This window comes from Variovorax sp. 278MFTsu5.1 (assembly GCF_048305045.1).
Classification (GTDB): domain Bacteria; phylum Pseudomonadota; class Gammaproteobacteria; order Burkholderiales; family Burkholderiaceae_C; genus Variovorax; species Variovorax guangxiensis.
This window is the reverse complement of sequence record NZ_CP157622.1, coordinates 5496343-5509030: the sequence shown is the minus strand read 5'-3', so window position 1 is coordinate 5509030 and position 12688 is coordinate 5496343. Positions and strand designations below refer to the sequence as shown.

Annotated in this window: 12 protein-coding genes; 4 read left to right on the top strand and 8 right to left on the bottom strand. The window is 69.0% G+C overall.

Annotation, left to right across the window (positions count from 1 at the left end):
• Position 1 precedes the first annotated feature (1 nt).
• The 4 genes from panB to ABL844_RS25490 all read right to left on the bottom strand — a co-directional run bounded on the left by panB (position 2) and on the right by ABL844_RS25490 (position 3679).
• Positions 2-904 (bottom strand): 3-methyl-2-oxobutanoate hydroxymethyltransferase, encoded by a 903-nt coding sequence (panB, locus tag ABL844_RS25505; protein WP_418129471.1) that lies wholly within the window; start codon positions 902-904, stop codon positions 2-4.
• Positions 905-973: 69 nt separating this feature from the next.
• Complete coding sequence (nadB, locus tag ABL844_RS25500; RefSeq protein ID WP_418129469.1) at positions 974-2548, bottom strand: L-aspartate oxidase; 1575 nt, start codon at positions 2546-2548, stop codon at positions 974-976.
• Between the two features lie 8 nt (positions 2549-2556).
• The gene (locus tag ABL844_RS25495) at positions 2557-3393 is read right to left on the bottom strand and encodes a segregation and condensation protein A (protein WP_019656612.1); all 837 of its coding nucleotides are present in this window, start codon (positions 3391-3393) and stop codon (positions 2557-2559) included.
• A gap of 79 nt (positions 3394-3472) precedes the next feature.
• Positions 3473-3679 carry a DUF3460 family protein gene (locus ABL844_RS25490; RefSeq protein ID WP_126024735.1) on the bottom strand — a complete coding sequence of 69 codons (207 nt, stop codon included), beginning with the start codon at positions 3677-3679 and terminating at the stop codon, positions 3473-3475.
• A gap of 71 nt (positions 3680-3750) precedes the next feature.
• On the opposite strand from ABL844_RS25490, the gene ABL844_RS25485 reads away from it, so the two are divergent.
• Entirely contained in the window at positions 3751-4227 is a 477-nt protein-coding gene (locus ABL844_RS25485) for an outer membrane protein assembly factor BamE (protein WP_418129468.1), read from the top strand.
• Here the strand turns inward: ABL844_RS25485 and ABL844_RS25480 are convergent.
• Both ABL844_RS25480 and ABL844_RS25475 read right to left on the bottom strand, forming a co-directional pair.
• Positions 4224-4730 carry a DsbC family protein gene (locus ABL844_RS25480; RefSeq protein WP_418129466.1) on the bottom strand — a complete coding sequence of 169 codons (507 nt, stop codon included), beginning with the start codon at positions 4728-4730 and terminating at the stop codon, positions 4224-4226. The two genes, ABL844_RS25485 and ABL844_RS25480, sit on opposite strands and share 4 nt — an antisense overlap.
• Before the next feature lie 61 nt (positions 4731-4791).
• Positions 4792-7059, bottom strand: coding sequence for an aminotransferase class V-fold PLP-dependent enzyme (locus ABL844_RS25475; RefSeq protein ID WP_418129464.1), 2268 nt, complete (start codon positions 7057-7059; stop codon positions 4792-4794).
• 102 nt (positions 7060-7161) lie between these two features.
• On the opposite strand from ABL844_RS25475, the gene ABL844_RS25470 reads away from it, so the two are divergent.
• Positions 7162-7623 carry an Lrp/AsnC family transcriptional regulator gene (locus tag ABL844_RS25470; protein ID WP_418131954.1) on the top strand — a complete coding sequence of 154 codons (462 nt, stop codon included), beginning with the start codon at positions 7162-7164 and terminating at the stop codon, positions 7621-7623.
• A gap of 114 nt (positions 7624-7737) precedes the next feature.
• Positions 7738-9453, top strand: a complete 1716-nt coding sequence (locus tag ABL844_RS25465) for an enoyl-CoA hydratase-related protein (protein ID WP_418129463.1) — start codon at positions 7738-7740, stop codon at positions 9451-9453.
• 15 nt (positions 9454-9468) lie between these two features.
• Here the strand turns inward: ABL844_RS25465 and ABL844_RS25460 are convergent, their stop codons facing one another.
• On the bottom strand, positions 9469-9675 hold the full coding sequence (locus ABL844_RS25460) for a hypothetical protein (protein WP_418129461.1): 207 nt from the start codon (positions 9673-9675) through the stop codon (positions 9469-9471).
• A gap of 28 nt (positions 9676-9703) precedes the next feature.
• A complete protein-coding gene (gene metG / locus ABL844_RS25455; protein ID WP_418129459.1) occupies positions 9704-11824 on the bottom strand; it encodes a methionine--tRNA ligase in 2121 nt (706 codons plus the stop codon).
• A 92-nt stretch (positions 11825-11916) separates the two neighbouring features.
• Between metG and ABL844_RS25450 the strand changes: the two genes are divergently transcribed.
• Positions 11917-12555, top strand: coding sequence for an LpxA family transferase (locus ABL844_RS25450; RefSeq protein WP_418129458.1), 639 nt, complete (start codon positions 11917-11919; stop codon positions 12553-12555).
• Positions 12556-12688: the final 133 nt, after the last annotated feature.

Here is a 12688-nt window from a genome sequence, read left to right as displayed (position 1 = left end):
CTTACCAGGCGTGGAGTCGGTCGTCGGGGAAGCTGCCGTCCTTGACGGCCTGCACGTAAGCCTTGAGCGCGGGCAGCACGCCCGGCGCGTCGGCCATGAAGTTGCGCACGAACTTCGGCATCTTCCCGAGGTTGATGCCCAGCATGTCGTGCAGCACGAGCACCTGTCCGGCGGTGGCCTTGCCGGCGCCGATGCCGATGGTGGCGCAGTGCTTCAACTCTGCGGTGAGTTCGGCGGCCAGCGCGGCCGGCACCATCTCGAGCACCAGCATCGCGGCGCCCGCGTCCTGCAGTTCATGGGCCTGCTGCTTCAGCAGTGCGCCGGCCGTGTCGCCCTTGCCCTGGACGCGGTAGCCGCCCAGCGCATGCACCGTCTGCGGCGTCAGGCCGAGGTGGGCGCACACGGGAATGCCGCGCTCGACCAGGAAGCGCACCGTGTCGGTGGTCCAGCCGCCGCCTTCGAGCTTGACCATGTGCGCACCGGCCTGCATCAGCACGGTGGCGCTGCGCAGCGCCTGTTCGCGCGACTCCTGGTAGCTGCCGAAGGGCAGGTCGGCGATGAGCCAGGCCGTGCCCTGCACGCGGCGCAGGCCGCGCGAGACGCTGTCGGTGTGATAGCGCATGGTGTCCAGGCTCACGCCCACGGTGCTGTTCAGGCCCTGGCAGACCATGCCGAGCGAGTCGCCGACAAGCAGGCAGTCGACGCCGGCCGCGTCGGCCATGGCGGCGAAGGTAGCGTCGTAGGCGGTGAGCATCGCGATCTTCTCGCCGCGCGCGTGCATGTCGGCCAGCCTCGGCAGGCTCACCGGCTTGCGCGACGCGGGCGGGGAGGCCGGCGGCAGCGTGCCGTAGGGCGAGGCCGGCGGTGCTTCGGTGGCGGCGGGGGTGGGCGTGATGTTCGACATGGTTGGGTTTCTCCCTGCGGGCGTCGGTGGCCGGGCATCCTTGAGTGAAGAAAAACGAACGGGTGGGGGTTATCGGTCTGCCGGAGGCGCCAGCACCGTGGGTGCGGTGGGCTCGGCGAGCGAGGGGTAGTCGCGGCTGAAATGCAGGCCACGGCTCTCGTGGCGGGCCTGAGCGGAACGCACGATCAGCTCGGCCACCTGCACCAGGTTGCGCAGCTCGAGCAGGTCGCGCGTGACGTGGAAGTTCGCGTAGAACTCCTGGATCTCGGCCTGCAGCAGCGCGATGCGGTGGCTCGCGCGCTCCAGGCGCTTGTTGGTGCGCACGATGCCGACGTAGTCCCACATGAAACGGCGCAGCTCGTCCCAGTTGTGGGAGATGACCACGGTCTCGTCGGCGTCGGTGACGCGGCTGTCGTCCCAGGCGGGCAGTTCGGCGAGTTCGCGCACCGGTGCCGAGGCGATGGCGCCGGCCGCCGCGCGCGCGAACACCATGCACTCCACCAGCGAGTTGCTCGCAAGCCGGTTCGCGCCGTGCAGGCCGGTGCAGGCGGTCTCGCCGATGGCGTAGAGGCCCGGGATGTCGGTGCGCCCGCTCAGGTCGCTGAGCACGCCGCCGCAGGTGTAGTGCGCGGCGGGCACCACCGGAATGGGCTCGCGCGTGATGTCGATGCCCAGCTCCAGGCAGCGCGCCAGGATGTTGGGGAAGTGCTCCTTCAGGAACGCGGCCGGCTGGTGCGAGATGTCGAGGTACACGCAGTCCAGGCCGTGCTTCTTCATCTCGAAGTCGATGGCGCGGGCCACCACGTCGCGCGGGGCCAGTTCGGCGCGCTCGTCGTGCTTCGGCATGAAGCGGGTTCCATCGGGCAGCTTCAGCAGGCCGCCTTCGCCGCGCACCGCCTCGCTGATCAGGAAGGACTTCGCGTGCGGGTGGTACAGGCAGGTCGGGTGGAACTGGATGAACTCCATATTCGACACCCGGCAGCCCGCGCGCCACGCGGCGGCGATGCCGTCGCCGGTGGCCGTGTCCGGATTGGTCGTGTAGAGATACACCTTGCCCGCGCCGCCGGTGGCCAGGATGGTGTGCGGCGCGCGGAAGGCCAGCACCTCGTCGGTTTCGCCGTCGAGTGCGTAGAGGCCCAGGCAGGCAGGGTCGTCGAGTCCGATCTTCGGACCGGTGATGAGGTCGACCAGCGTGTGGTTCTCGAACAGCGCGATGTTCGGCGTGCGGCGCACCCGTTCGATCAGCACCTGCTGCACCGCCGCACCGGTGGCGTCGGTGACGTGCACGATGCGGCGCTGGCTGTGGCCGCCTTCGCGCGTCAGGTGCAGGCCGCCATCTTCTTCCGAGAAGGGCACGCCCAGCTCGCGCAGCCAGCCGATGGACTCGGGCGCGTGCTCGACCACGAAGCGCGTGGCCTCGGGGTCGCACAGGCCGGCGCCGGCAATCAGCGTGTCTTCGACGTGCGCATCGAAGCTGTCGCCCGCGGCCAGCACCGCCGCGATGCCGCCCTGCGCCCAGGCGCTGGAGCCAGCGTTCAGCGCGCGCTTGGTCAGCACGGCCACGCGGTGCGTGGGCGCCAGGTGCAGCGCGGCGGAGAGGCCGGCCAGTCCGCTGCCGACGATGAGGACGTCGAAGTCGCGCACGGGATGGATCAGGAAGGTGAGTACGCCAGCCGGACGTAGATGGGAGCGAAGGCTTCCGCCTGCGTGATCTCGATCAGCGTCTCCTTCGCGAGCTCCAGCATCGCGATGAAGGTGACGATCAGCACCGGCACGCCGCGCGACACGTCGAAGAGCTTCTCGAACTCCACGAAGCGCTGGCCCTGCAGGTGGCGCAGCACGATGCTCATGTGCTCGCGCACGTTGAGTTCCTCGCGCGAGATCTTGTGGTGCTGCACGAGCTTGGCGCGCTTCATGATGTCGGCCCACGCGTCGCGCAGCTCGATCACGTCCACGTCGGGAAAGCGCGGCTTCAGCGACTGCTCGATGTAGACCTGCGCCTTCCAGAAGTCGCGCCCGTACTGCGGCATGGCGCTGATGGCGGCGGCCTGCAGCTTGGTCTGCTCGTACTCGAGCAGGCGGCGCACGAGTTCGGCGCGCGGGTCTTCGGCCTCTTCGCCGTCGGCCACCTTCTTGGGCGGCAGCAGCATGCGCGACTTGATCTCGATCAGCATCGCGGCCATCAGCAAATACTCGGCCGCGAGCTCGAGGTTGCTCTGGCGGATCTCGTCGACGTAGCTCAGGTACTGCCGCGTGAGCCCCGCCATCGGGATGTCGAGGATGTTGAAGTTCTGCTTGCGGATCAGGTAGAGCAGCAGGTCGAGCGGGCCCTCGAAGGCCTCCAGGAACACCTGCAGCGCCTCGGGCGGGATGTACAGGTCCTTCGGCATCGCGAACAGCGGCTCTCCATAGAGCCTCGCGAGCGCGACCTGGTCGACCACCTCGGGCATGTCGACCACCAGCGTGCCGTTGTCCTCGTCGCTGTTCATCGTGCCGGCGCTACCGTTTCAATAGCGGCCGACGCAATGCGGACGGGGATTTGCTGCCAATTCGGCATCGGCGAATGGCTTACTTGGTCTGGGTCTGGTAGACGTAGGGCTGCTGGGGCACGCGGGCTTCGCTGTATTCCTCCAGCAGGCCGCGGTCGAGGTGCTTGTCCCACAGCAGGGCGCGGCCGGCGCGCTGCTCGGCCTCCAGCGTCGGCTTCTTTTCCTTCATCTCCTCGATGAAGTTCGTGATCTCGGAGGTGTAGTGGGGGCGGCGGAAGATGGACATAGACTGGACCTTTAATCGGCGCGAATTTTACCGGGGACGGCATGAAGCAACTTCAAGGGTGGCGGATCGGCATGGCAATCGGGTGTCTGGCGGCTGCGATCGGGCTCGCCGCATGCGACTCGAAGAACATCGGCGAGCTGGAGGAAGGCGTCTCCACCGAGGCCGACGTGCGGGCCCGCTTCGGCCAGCCCGAGAACATCTGGGACGGCGCGGGCGGTGCGCGCGTGTTCGAGTACAACCGCCAGCCCGCGGGCCAGAAGAACTACATGATCACCATCGGCACCGACGGGAAGATGAGCGCCCTGCGGCAGGTGCTCACGCCCGAGAACTTCGCCAAGGTGCAGCCCGGCATGATGATGGAAGACCTGCGCAAGATGCTGGGCAAGCCCGCCAAGGTCACGCCTTACGCGCTCAGGCGCGAGACCGAATGGGAATGGCGCTGGGTGCAGCCGCCGAACTCGTCCATGGTCTTCACCGCCACGCTCGACGACGACCAGCGCGTGGTGCGCAGCGGCTCGTCACCTGATCGCGGTACCGAAGCCCCCTAGCTCCGGCCGGTCGCGAGCAATTGCTCGATCCAGCGCACGGGAATCGCACCAGGCACGAAGGTGCCGTCGCCGAAGACCAGCGCGGGCGTGCCCCGGATGCCCAGCCTGCGCCCGAGCGCGGCATTGCGCTGCAGCGCCGACGTGTCGCAGCCGCCGGCGGATGATGCGGGCTCGGCGCCTTTCTCGATCCAGGCTTCCCACGCTGCGGCCCTGTCCCTGCCGCCGCACCACAGATTGCGCGCCTTGGCCGACGAATCCTCGCCCAGCACCGGATAGAGAAACACGTGCACCGTGACGTTGCCGAGCGCCTTCAGGTCCTTGTCGACGCGCTTGCAATGGCCGCAATTCGGGTCGGAGAACACCGCGATCTGCCGCTTGCCGTCGCCGTGCACGACCTTGATCGCGTCCTGGAAGGGCAACTGCTCGAAGCGCATGCCGTCGAGCTTGCCGAAGCGCCCTTCGACGGAGTCGGTGCGGCGCTGGGCGAAGGCGGACGGCAGCATGCCGAGTGCGCAAGCGGTGAGGAGAAGTTCGCGGCGTAGATTCACTGGGGCTTTCAAGAGGTCAGGCGGCCTGCGCATGCAGCGCTTCGGCGGATGATTCTCGCGGCCACAGCGCGAGCCCTCCGGCCAGGTTCCAGGCCTGCGCATGGCCCAGCCGGCGCAGAGCCTTGGCGGCCTGCGCGCTGCGGTTGCCGCTGCGGCAGAAGAACACCACCGGCGTCTCTTCGGGCAGCGCCAGCCAGTCGGGCAGGGCGTTGGGCAGCCTCGACAGCGGCACGGCCTGCAGCCGGGTCGCCGCGTCCAGCACGGGCGCGTGGCCGACACGCTGCTCGTAGGGCTCGCGCACGTCGACCAGCACGAGGCCGGGGTGCCCCTGCTGCAGGGCGGACAGGGCCTCGGGGCTCAGGTCGAAGGCCGGGCCGGCGGTGCAGGTGTCGACACGGGCGCCGCAGGCCATGGTCTGGTATTCGGTGAGCGCGAGGCCGCGCTCCAGCGCCTCCTTGGCGCTCGCGAAGCCGGCCGCGTCCAGGGCGCCGGAGAGCACCTGCCTCAGCAGCGGCTGGGCCGCGCATTCGGTGTCCAGCGTGGCGGCGAAGCGGTCGTCGTAGTCGTGGCCCGGAAGCATCAGCGTGCCCGGCTGCAGCGCCTGCTGCAGCTTGAGCAGCGAGGGGCCGTAGGCCAGCGGCTCGCTCTGAGCGAAGTCGCTGCGCCCCAGCGCGCCGGGCATCAGGGTGTCGCCGACGAAGGCCAGGCGCAGGCCGCCGGCATCGTGCAGCAGGTAGGCGGTCGAGTCTGCGGTGTGGCCGGGCAGCGCCAGCCTGGTGAGCCGCTGCGCGCCGAGCTCGATCTGCTGCGCGCCCTGCGGCCATCCGAGCGCGTCCACGGGGCCGGCCTCGCGTTGCGATTCGGGCACGGCGGCGAGCAGCTCGGGGCCGGAGGAGGCGTGGTCGCCATGGCTGTGCGTGTCGAGCACGGCGGCCAGCGTGTACCCGTGGCAGCCCAGCCATTGCGTGAGCTGGCCGGTCAGCTCGGGCAGCGGGTCGATGACCACGCAGCGGCGGCTGGCGGCATCGGCCAGCAGGTAGCAGCAGGCGCCATCGACCACGAAGCGGGTCAGCCGCTCGGGCGGCAGCGCGTGGCTCTGCGGCGTGGTGCTCAGGCAGCTGTCGCGCAACGATTCGCCGCATGCGCGGATGCGGGCGCATGCCTCGTCGATGAAGGCATCGTCGGCGGCCGGGCCGAAGGACAGCCGCACCGCCGATGCGGTGCGCCACGCGGGCAGCCCCATCGCCTCCAGCACGTAGCTCGGCCGGGCCTTCGATGCGCCGCAGGCGGAGCCGCCGCTGACGCGCATGTCGGCGGCGTCGAACAGGTCCAGCAGCAGCTTCGAGCTCAGGCCGGGCACCGAGAAGTTCAGCGTGGTCGGCAGGGACAGCTCGGGCGGCGCGTTGAACACCAGGCCGGGGAAGGCGTCGCGCAGCGCGGCGGCGAGGCGATCGCGGCAGGCGGCGAGCGTGCCGTGGTCCTGGAAGGTCCCGCCTTCCTCCAGCGCCTCCAGCACGGCGCCCAGCGCCGCGATGCCCGACATGTTCTCGGTGCCGGAGCGAAGCGAGTCTTCCTGGCCGCCGCCGGCCATCAGCGGCGTGAAGGGCGCGCCCTGGCGCACGTACAGCATGCCGATGCCCTTGGGCGCATAGAGCTTGTGGCCGGAGAAAGGCGCGTAGTCGATGGGCCGCTCGCCCAGCCACAGCGGCAGCTTGCCGAGGGCCTGCACGCTGTCGACCATCCACAGTGCCGGGCTGCTTGCGAGCGCGGCGGCGATGCCGTCGAGGTCGCTCACCACGCCGGTCTCGTTGTTGGCGGCCATCGTGCAGACCATGCCGGCGCGCGGCGCATGGGCGCGCAGCCAGCCGAGATCGTGGCGGCCGTCGCGGCCCACGGGAATGGCCAGCACCTCCAGGTTCAGGCCCAGCAGCGCGTTCCAGTGCCTGAGCGCCTCGGGCACGGCCTTGTGCTCGGTCGCGCCATGGAGCAGCAGATCGGCGGTGGTGTCGCCGGCCTGGCGCCGGGCGCGCAGCGCGCTCAGGGCCGAGAGCACGGCGGTCTGGATGCCTTCGGTCGCGCCGCTGAGGAACAGCAGCCGCCCCGAGGGCGCGCCGATCACCCGGCGGGCGCGGGCGCGCACGGCGTCCATCAGCGCCCGGGCCTTTAGGCCGGTGGTGTGGATGCTGCTGGGGTTCCCGAAATCGCCGGCCATGGCGGCGAGCGCCGCGGCGCGGGCCTGGGCAAGCACGGGGGTGGTGGCGTTGGCGTCCAGATAGATTTCCATGGACAGGATTCTGCAAAGCCGCACCGGGAAAAGGCTTGCGTTCCAGGCTCCGATTCTTCAGTATTTGAGAATCAGATTCTCAAAAACATGAAGAAGATAAAAATTGATTCCATGGATCGAAAGATCCTCGAACTGCTGCAGCAGAACGCCGAATGGCAGGTCGCCGAGTTGGCCGCGCGGGTCGGCCTTTCGCAGACACCGTGCTGGCGCCGCATCCAGCGCCTGAAGGAGGCCGGCGTCATCACCCGCAGCGTGACGCTGGTCGACCCGCAGAAGGTGAACGTGGGCGTCACCGTGTTCGTCGCCGTGCGCACCCGCACGCACTCGCAGGCCTGGTTCGAGCACTTCAAGGCAGTGGTCGACGTGATTCCCGAGGTCGTCGAGTTCTACCGGATGAGCGGCGACATCGACTACCTGCTGCGCGTGGTCGTTCCCGACATCGCGGCCTACGACAAGGTCTACAAGCGCCTGACCGCCGACACCGACCTGTCGGACGTGAGCTCCAGCTTCGCGATGGAGGAAATCAAGTTCACCACCGCGCTGCCGCTTTCCTACGTCGAATGAAAACAGCGGCGAGGCCGCCGTGCGAACTTTCAGTCAACTTATCCGGAACGAGGGTTACAGATACATTTTTGACATTCATTGACATTTGGTTGCTGACATTACCGGGGCCATCCGATGCACATCCTGCTTGTCGCGAGCGCGTTCAACAGCCTGACGCAACGGGTTCTCGCCGAACTCCAAGACCGTGGCCACACCGTCGGCGTGGCGCTGGCCCTCGGCAACGACGACGCACTGCGCGAGGCGGTTCGGGTGCATGCGCCGCAGCTCGTCGTGGCGCCGATGCTGACCACGGCGATCCCGCAAGACATCTGGACCGCCCACACCTGCCTGATCGTGCACCCCGGCCCGCCCGGCGACCGGGGCCCCTCGTCGCTCGACTGGACACTGCAGGGCGCCGCCGAAAGCTGGGGCGTCACCGTGCTCGAGGCCGTGGCCGAGATGGACGCGGGCGACGTCTGGGCCTGGTCGCCGCTGAAGCTGCCGCCGCTGGCCGGCAAGAGCGACCTGTACCGCGGCGAGGTGGCCGACGCGGCGCTCGACGCCGTGCTGCTCGCCGTCGAGCGCTTCGCATCGGGCAGGCACAAGCCGCAGAAGCAGGAGGCCGCCGCGCTGGCCGCCGGCTGGCGGCCCTTCATGAAACAGGAAGAGCGGCGCATCGACTGGACCTCCGACCCGACCGAAGCGGTGCTGCGCAAGCTGCGCGCGGCCGATTCGCAGCCCGGCGTGCTCGACGAGCTGCTGCGCGCGCGCTGGTACCTGCACGGCGGCCATCCCGAGGACGAGCTGCGCGGCAGCCGCCCCGGCGAGCTGATCGCCACCCGCGCCGGCGCCATCTGCCGCGCCACCGTCGACGGCGCGGTGTGGATCCAGCAGCTGCGTCCCTGGCGCGAACCCGGCTCGCGCCTGCCCAGCTACAAGCTGCCGGCCGTCGAGGCGCTGGGCGACCTGCTGCCCTTCGAAGTGCCCGAGGTGCCGGCGCCGCTGCAGCTGCCGGCGGGCCGTCGTACCTTCTCAGACATTCGCTACAGCGAGCAAGGCGCGGTCGGCGTTCTGAACTTCAGCTTTCCGGGCGGCGCGATGAGCACCGCGCAATGCCGCCGGCTGCTGGAGGCCTACCGCTTCGCCTGCACCCGGCCGACCTCCGTGCTGGTGCTGGGCGGCGTGCGCGACTTCTTTTCCAACGGTATCCACCTCAACGTGATCGAGGCGGCAGAGGACCCGGCCGAGGAGTCTTGGGCCAACATCCACGCGATGAACGACCTCGTCGAGGCGGTGCTGACCACCACCGACCGGCTCACCGTGTCGGCGCTCGGCGGCAACGCGGCGGCCGGTGGCGTGATGCTCGCGCTGGCGGCCGACGAGGTCTGGTGCCGCGACGGCGCCGTGCTCAACCCGCACTACAGGCTGATGGGCCTGCACGGCTCGGAATACTGGACCTACATCCTCCCGCGCCGCGTGGGCGAGAGCGAGGCGCAGCGGCTCACGCAGTCGGCGCTGCCGGTGAGCGCGAAGCGCGCGGTCGAACTCGGCATGGCGCAGCGCGTGCTGCAGGCCGCGCCCGAGGAGCTGGGCGCCGAAGTGGCCCGGCTGGCTGCGGAACTGGCCGCTTCGCAGGAGCTGGCCGATCGCATCGCGCGGAAGAAAGCGATGCGCGAGCAGGACGAGTCGATCAAGCCGCTGCAGCGCTACCGCGACGAGGAGTTGACCCACATGCGCCGCAACTTCTTCGACGCGCGAGAGCCGCATGCGGGTCTCAGGTCGGCATTCGTGCGCAAGGAAAAGGCGTTGCACACGCCGCCGCACGTGGCGCGGTTGGGCCTGGCGGACTGAGCCTGCCGGGCCTGTTCACTGGCTGTCGGGAATCACCGCATCGGCTGCCGCGCCCACGGCCTTGCCCGTGATGCGCGCCGTGCCGATGGCCGCGTCGGCAGCCAGCCCGACAGCGTCGGCGCCCACGCTCACCGCCGTGCTGGCCACCGTCACCACCGCGCAGCCGCCCAGCAGGGACGAAAGCGATGCAAGCAGAAGGGCTCGGCGCAGCAGTGCTGTCATGGCGGTTCCTTTTCCTGAATGAAGCCGGTCAGCGAACCCGCATGCCTGGCGTCGCGCCCGGCCAGGGTTCGAGCACGTGGATGCCGGGGTGGGCCTTCTCGTCGCCATGGCTGGCGGCCAGCACCATGCCTTCGCTCACGCCGAACTTCATCTTGCGCGGCGCGAGGTTGGCGACCAGCACGGTGAGCTTGCCCACCAGCTGCTCGGGCTGGTAGGACGAGGCGATGCCGCTGAACACGTTGCGAAGAATTGGACTCCCCTGCGGGTCGGTGCCCTCGCCGGCGTCCAGCGTCAGGCGCAGCAGCTTGGTCGAGCCTTCGACCTTCTCGCAGGCCACGATCTTCGCGATGCGCAGGTCGATCTTCGCGAAGTCGTCGATGGCGATGGTGGGCGCGATGGCTTCGCCGCCCGGCAGCTCCGTCGCCTCGGCTGCGGCCGGAGTTGCCGAGGCGGCCGGTTCGGGCGCGTCGAAGAGCTTGTCGACCAGCTTGGCGTCGGCGCGCTGCATCAGGTGCTTGTACTCGCCGATGGCATGGCCCGCGGGCAGCGGCTGCGCGGCGTCGGCCCAGGTCAGCGGCGAGATCTTCAGGAAGGCCTCGACGTTCAGCGCCAGCGCCGGCAGCACCGGCTTCAGGTACAGCGTGAGCAGGCGGAAGGCCTCGATGCACACGGTGCACACGTCGTGCAGGCGCGCCTCGGCGCCTTCCTTCTTGGCCAGCTCCCAGGGCTTGTTCTGGTCGACGTACTCGTTGACCTTGTCGGCCAGCGCCATCACCTCGCGCAGCGCTCGGGCGTAGTCGCGGCCGTCGTAGAGCGAATGCAGCTGCGCCGCCGCGTCGCGCAGCGTGAACAGCAGCGCGTCGCCGTCGGCCGAGACCTCGCCCAGCTTGCCGCCGAAGCGCTTGCCGATGAAGCCCGCCGCGCGGCTGGCGATGTTGATGTACTTGCCCACGAGGTCGCTGTTGACGCGCGCGACGAAGTCCTCTGGGTTGAAATCGATGTCCTCGTTGCGGCCGTTGAGCTTGGCGGCGATGTAGTAGCGCAGCCATTCGGGGTCCAGGCCGATGGCCAGGTACTTCATCGGGTCGATGCCGGTGCCGCGGCTCTTGCTCATCTTCTCGCCGCTCACTGTGAGGTGGCCGTGCACGTACACCGCGTCGGGCGCCTTGCGGCCGCTGAAGTGCAGCATCGCGGGCCAGAAGAGCGTATGGAAGGTGATGATGTCCTTGCCGATGAAGTGCACCTGCTCCAGCTCGGGGTCGGCCATGTACTCGGTGTACGAGATGCCGTCGCCGCCCAGCTCGATGCAGCGCTTGTCCAGCAGGTTCTTCAGCGAGGCCAGGTAGCCCACGGGGGCGTCGAGCCACACATAGAAGTACTTGCCGGGAGCGTCGGGAATCTCGATGCCGAAGTAGGGCGCGTCGCGGCTGATGTCCCAGTCGCCGAGGCCGCCCTTGCCCTCGTCGTCCTTGTAGAGCCACTCGCGGATCTTGTTCTGCACCTCGGGCTGCACGTGGCCGGCGGCGGCGGTCCATTCCTTCAGGTAGGCCTCGCAGCGCGGGTCCGACAGCTTGAAGAAGAAATGCTCGGAGCTGCGCAGCTCCGGCTTGGCGCCCGAGAGGGCCGAGTAGGGGTTGATCAGCTCGGTGGGCGCGTACACCGCGCCGCACACCTCGCAGTTGTCGCCGTACTGGTCCTTCGAATGGCAGTTGGGGCACTCGCCCTTGATGAAGCGGTCGGCCAGGAACATGCCCTTTTCGGGGTCGTAGAACTGCTCGACGCTTTTGGTACTGATCAGGCCGTTGGCGCGCAGGTCGCGGTAGATGCCCTGCGCGAGCTGGTGGTTCTCGGGCGCGTCGGTCGAGTGCCAGTTGTCGAAGGAGATGTAGTAGCCGTCGAGGTACGGCTTGCGGCCCGCGGCGATCTCGGCCACGAAGGCCTGCGGCGTCACGCCGGCCTTGTCGGCCGCGATGGTGATGGCCGCGCCGTGGGCGTCGTCGGCGCACACGAAGTTGACGTCGGCACCGTTCATTCGCTGGTTCCGCACCCAGATGTCGGCCTGGATGTACTCCATCATGTGGCCGATGTGGAACTTGCCGTTGGCGTACGGCAGGGCGGTGGTGACGAAGAGCTTGCGCGGGGCGGACATCGGGGAGGGCGCTTTCGGGAGTGGCTGACGGGGGGAACCGGGCATTTTAGGTCGCGCGGCTTCCGGGCGGGTTCGGTGGCAGCATCGACCCCATGCCGCACGCCATCGACCTTGCCGACTACATTGCCGGATTCGCCGGCTCGCCCCTGGCGCCATGGCGCGCCTCGCTGCCCTGGGAACTGCCGCCGCGCGCCCCCGAGATCGTGCGCCGGCTGCTGGCCGGACTGCCCGCCGGCGACTATGCCGTCGAGGGTGAAATCGCCATCCACCGCAGCGCCCGGGTCGAGCCGGGCGCGGTGCTCAAGGGCCCGCTGATCCTCGGGCCGGACTGTTTCGTGGCCGCCGGCGCCTACCTGCGCGGCGGCAACTGGATCGATGCCCGCTGCAGCATCGGGCCGGGCGTGGAGCTGAAGTCGTCCTTCGTCTTCGCCGGCACCGCGCTCGCGCACTTCAATTTCGTCGGCGATTCGGTGCTGGGCGCGGGCGTCAACATGGAGGCCGGCAGCATCGTGTGCAACCACCGCAACGAGCGGGCGGACAAGCAGATCTTCGTGCGCAGCGGCGAGGGTGGGGCGCTGCAGGGCACGGGGTGCGAGAAGTTCGGGGCGCTGATCGGGGATGGGGTGCGCATCGGGGCCAATGCGGTCATTGCTCCGGGTGCGCTGCTGCCGGCCGGATACGTGGTCGGACGTCTGTCCTTGCTGGATCAAGAGTTATTAGCCTCTCCGTGAGCACGGGATTCAGTTCAAGCAGCCATCATTTTTCGGAGAACACGCTTATACGGACACAGGTGATCCTCAAGATGGGGTGCGCATTAGGAGAGGGGATGAAGGAGCCTTGCTCGCGACCGGTCTTTTCGGTGCC

Excerpts from the sequence above, each read along its gene's own strand:
- panB (WP_418129471.1), bottom strand. The coding sequence starts at position 904 with ATGTCGAACATCACGCCCACCCCCGCCGCCACCGAAGCACCGCCGGCC.
- ABL844_RS25495 (WP_019656612.1), bottom strand. The coding sequence starts at position 3,393 with ATGAACAGCGACGAGGACAACGGCACGCTGGTGGTCGACATGCCCGAG.
- ABL844_RS25490 (WP_126024735.1), bottom strand. The coding sequence starts at position 3,679 with ATGTCCATCTTCCGCCGCCCCCACTACACCTCCGAGATCACGAACTTC.
- ABL844_RS25485 (WP_418129468.1), top strand. The coding sequence starts at position 3,751 with ATGGCAATCGGGTGTCTGGCGGCTGCGATCGGGCTCGCCGCATGCGAC.
- ABL844_RS25480 (WP_418129466.1), bottom strand. The coding sequence starts at position 4,730 with ATGCTGCCGTCCGCCTTCGCCCAGCGCCGCACCGACTCCGTCGAAGGG.
- ABL844_RS25475 (WP_418129464.1), bottom strand. The coding sequence starts at position 7,059 with ATGGAAATCTATCTGGACGCCAACGCCACCACCCCCGTGCTTGCCCAG.
- ABL844_RS25465 (WP_418129463.1), top strand. The coding sequence starts at position 7,738 with ATGCACATCCTGCTTGTCGCGAGCGCGTTCAACAGCCTGACGCAACGG.
- ABL844_RS25460 (WP_418129461.1), bottom strand. The coding sequence starts at position 9,675 with ATGACAGCACTGCTGCGCCGAGCCCTTCTGCTTGCATCGCTTTCGTCC.
- metG (WP_418129459.1), bottom strand. The coding sequence starts at position 11,824 with ATGTCCGCCCCGCGCAAGCTCTTCGTCACCACCGCCCTGCCGTACGCC.
- ABL844_RS25450 (WP_418129458.1), top strand. The coding sequence starts at position 11,917 with ATGCCGCACGCCATCGACCTTGCCGACTACATTGCCGGATTCGCCGGC.